Raw genomic sequence first — 4,187 nt, forward strand, 5'->3', positions numbered from 1 at the left:
CGTGCGGACGGTGGCGCACTCCGCTCGCGCAATCTCCGCCGGGATGGCCGAATCACCTGCCCAGCCCGGCACGTGCACCGGCGCCCCCGCCGCGAGCGGCAACACCCGCACCCTCAGCTCCCCCACCGGCAACCGGTCGAGCCCGATCTCCCACACCCGCCCCGAGTAGAACTGATCGGCGACCAGACGCTCCCCCACATGGGCGCGGGCCACGTCCCCGGTCCAGTGCAACCGCAGCAGGGTGCCGGGCGGCGGATCGGCCGGCAGCGCGACGCGGTACTCCGCGGCCGCCGAGTCGAAGTACCCGTCGGCCGGTACGCTCGCGCGGCCCAGGACGCCCGTGGTGACCGGGGGCTCCTCACCCGCGGGCCGGACCAGGGCGACCGGCAGCACGTCGCCTCCCGGTCGCCCCTCCTCCGCGACCACCGTGTAGCGGACGAACACCCCGTCCACCGCCCCCTTCACCGCCGCGCCGGTCACCACCGGAGCCCGCTCCGGCGCGGGCAGGACGGCGAACGACGGTTCCCCGGCCGCGCTGTGGAGGCGTACCTCGTCCGCGTGGGCGTCGAAGACCACCCCGCCGTCGGCCGAGAGGATCAGCCGCTCGGCACCCCAGGCGGGCCCCCGGTAGGCGGTGCGGGCCGTCGCCGCGTCCAGGACCAGCAGGCCGACGCGGCGCCCGTCGGCGGTGTCGACCTCGACCAGGGCGTCCGTGCCGGGCCGCAGCGCCGTCACCAGGGCACGGCCGCCCACGGTCGTGACCTCGGCGTCCGAGGGCGCGGACACGGTCGTCACGGTGCGCAGGTCCAGGGCGAGTTCGGGGGCGATGCCGTCGGTCGCGGCCAGGACCAGGATCGTACGGCCGCGGCTGTCGTCGACCGTGCAGACGGGTTGCGCGGTGGCCCAGTCGAGCCGCAGCCCGACGACGTCCAGCCGCAACGGCCAGCAGAAATAGGCCCCTTGGGGGACGGTGACGGGGGCGCTCGGCAAGGTCAGCGTCAGGCCGCCCCCGGGGAACTCCACCTCGAACGTCGTGTCTGGACGGTCCGGCAGCGGCTCCTGCGGCTGGTGGTTGTTGACGAAGAGGAAGCCCGAGCGGTCGTCGGCGCGGACCGCCCAGCGCAGAGTCTCCCGGTCGCCCTGGTCCGTGGGCAGCGACTCGGGCAGCACGGACTCCATCGGGGCGATCAGCTCGCCGAAGTCGGCCAACATCAGGTGCTGCAGCCGGAGTTCGTCGTAGGAGGGACGGTACTGGCCGTACTCGCCGAGGGGGGCCTGGAAGTCGTAGCTGAGGCGGGGAAGGTCGTTGGGGTAGCCGGTGGCGTGGGATTCCTGGAGGGGGGTGAGGTCGCCCGGCGGGTTGGTGCCGCCGTGGAACATGTAGTAACCCTGCCAGACCGAACCGCAGCCGATCTTGGTGAGGCCGAGGGCGCCGACGTCGGCGGCCTCGACGCGCGGCCGACGGTGGTACGCCGCCGCCATGCCCCCGCCCAACTCGCAGGTGGCCCAGGGGAATCGGTCCGACAGCTCCTCCGGGTCACCGCCCCGCACCGTCGTCGGACGGAGGTCCGCGCCGATGCCCTCGTCGTCCCGCTGGTGGGTGAAGAAGAAGTGCTTGCGGCAGGTGTCGGGCCAGCCGCCGTCCGCCTCGGTCCAGAAGGCCTCGGGATAGCCGCCGTAGAGGGGGATGAGTTCGTCCGGCGGCAGTCGCACCCCGCCCCAGGCGGTCGACGTCCACAGGGGTGCCGACAGGCCGGCCTCCTGGGCCGTGCGTTTCAGGGTGAGCAGATGGTCCGGCTGGTCGTACAGCTCGTTCTCGATCTGGATCGCGACGATCGGGCCGCCGTCGGCCCGGCCCAGGCCCCGCAGCTGCTCGGCGATCGCCGCGTACCAGGCGCGTACGGGGACGAGGTAGGCGGGATCGTCGGTGCGCGGGGCGTCCGTGCGGGCCAGGACCCAGTCGGGCAGGCCTCCGCCCCGGACCTCGGCGTGCACCCAGGGCCCGATGCGGGGGATGAAGTCCAGGCCGTGCCGGGCGCAGAGTTCGGCGAAGCGGCGCAGGTCGCGGTCGCCGTCGAAGCGGACGCGGCCCTCGGTCTCCTCGTGGTGGATCCAGATGACGTACGCGGCGACGACCGTCACCCCGCCCGCCTTCATCTTCAGCAGTTCCTCCTCCCACTCCCCCGCCGGGTAGCGGGAGTAGTGGAACTCCCCGGAGACGGGGAACCAGGGGCGGCCGCCCCGCGTGAGCAGACGACTGCCGACCTCGATGGGGTCGGGCACGCCGGGGGCGTCGGCGAACGGCAGGTGACCTCGCCGGGGAGGCTCGCCGGGCCTGCGGAGGCGCACGCGGTGCGGCCGCGTCATCAGGGCTTCACCGGGCCCAGGTCGGGCGTGTCCGTGAACTCCACGCGCGAACTGGTCGTGGCGTTGAGCTCCAGCAGCACCAGATCGTTGGCGCCGGGGCGCAGGACGGGGCCGGGGACGTACAGGGTGCGCTGGGGGCCACGGTTCCAGTAGCGGCCGAGGTGGAAGCCGTTGATCCAGGCCTGGCCCTTGGTCCAGCCGGGCAGCGACAGGAAGGTGTCGGCGGGGGTGTCGACGTCGAAGGTGCCGTGGTGGAAGGCCGGGACGGTGACGGGGGCCGCGTCGGCGGGCGCCGGGGCGAAGGGGACCGTGGACAGGTCGGCCAGCGGGAGGCGGTGGGTGTCCCAGCCGAGCAGGGCGGTGCCGTTGAAGGTGACCGGGCCGAGAAGGCCCTTGGCGGCGCCGATGCGCGGGCCGTAGTTCACGCCGCCCATGTTCTCGACCAGCACGTCGAGCGTGGCGCCGGGGCGCGGCACGCGCAGCGGCAGCGTCTCGTCGTGGCGTTCGCGTTCCAGCACGCCGACGGGGGCGCCGTCCACGAAGACCTGGGCGCGGTCGCCGACCCCGCCGCTGAAGTGCAGCAGACCGTCACCCGCCTCGGGGAGGGTGGTGCGGTACAGGGCGTAGCCGGAGCGCTGGCCGAACTCCTCCATGGTGAGCGGGTGTTCGCTGCGGGCCAGTGAGGTGTCGAGGCCGGTCGCGTACGGCAGCAGCGGGGCCCGGCGGTCCAGCTCCACGGTGATGCCGGAGAGTCTGGGCGCGGGCGCCGGGACCGGCTCGTCGGGGACCGGGGCGTGGCGGGCGATCACCTCGCGGAAGGCGTGGTACTTGGGGCCCGGGTCGCCGGACTCGGTGAGGGCGGCGTCGTAGTCGTAGGAGGTGACGATCGGGGCGTAGCACTGGTCGTGGTTGGCGCCGTTGGTGAAGCCGAAGTTGGTGCCGCCGTGGAACATGTAGATGTTGACGGAGGCCCCGGCGGCCAGCAGCTTGTCGAGGTCGGCGGCGGCGCTCTCCGCGTCCCGCACGTGGTGCTCCTCGCCCCAGTGGTCGAACCAGCCGATCCAGAACTCCGAGCACATCAGGGGCCCTTCGGGCATGTGGGCCCGCAGTGCCTTCAGGTTCTCGTCGATCCTGCCGCCGAAGGTGGCGGTGGACAGGACACCGGGCAGGCTGCCGGCGGCCAGGTGGTGCGCGGAACCGGCCTGGTCGCACGTGAAGAGCAACTCCTCGACACCGCGCGACCGGAACGCCTGGTGCACGTGCTTGAGGTACGCGGTGTCGTCGCCGTACGCCCCGTACTCGTTCTCGACCTGGACGGCGATGACCGGGCCGCCGCTCGCGGCCATGTACGGCAGCAGCGGGGGCAGCAGGATGTCGAAGTAGCGGTCGAGGGCGTCGGTGAAGCGGGGGTCGCTGGAGCGCAGCCGGATGTCGGGGTCCGAGGTGAGCCAGGAGGGCAGACCGCCGCCGTCCCACTCGGCGCAGATGTACGGGCCGGGGCGCAGCAGGACGTGCAGTCCCTCGGCTCGGGCGAGGCGCAGGTAGCGGGGCAGGTCCAGCAGTCCGTCGAGGACGAGGTCGCTGTCGGGGTCGGGCTGGTGGAGGTTCCAGGGGACGTACGTCTCCACGGTGTTGAGGCCCATCAGCCGGGCCTTGCGCAGCCGGTCGGCCCACAGGTCGGGGTGGATGCGGAAGTAGTGCATCGCGCCGGAGATGATCCGGAACGGTTCACCGTCGAGGAGGAAACCGTCGGACGACGTGGTCAGAGCGGGCGAGCGCAAGGCTGTTTCCCTTCGGCTGGGACGTGCGGGGAGGGGTGG

2 protein-coding genes are annotated in these 4,187 nt (G+C 73.1%); both read right to left on the reverse strand.

All coding sequences use genetic code 11. From position 1 onward, the window contains the following. Window positions 1-2,367: beta-galactosidase (locus P1P70_RS41575; RefSeq protein WP_319247227.1), on the reverse strand; the 2,367-nt coding region annotated here is incomplete at its 3' end. Further along, a complete protein-coding gene (locus tag P1P70_RS41580; protein ID WP_319247229.1) occupies window positions 2,367-4,148 on the reverse strand; it encodes a glycoside hydrolase family 35 protein in 1,782 nt (593 codons plus the stop codon). The genes P1P70_RS41580 and P1P70_RS41575, both read right to left, overlap by 1 nt. Between the last annotated feature and the right edge of the window lie 39 nt (window positions 4,149-4,187).

It is taken from the genome of Streptomyces sp. MB09-02B, from assembly GCF_033794485.1.
Classification (GTDB): Bacteria; Actinomycetota; Actinomycetes; order Streptomycetales; family Streptomycetaceae; genus Streptomyces.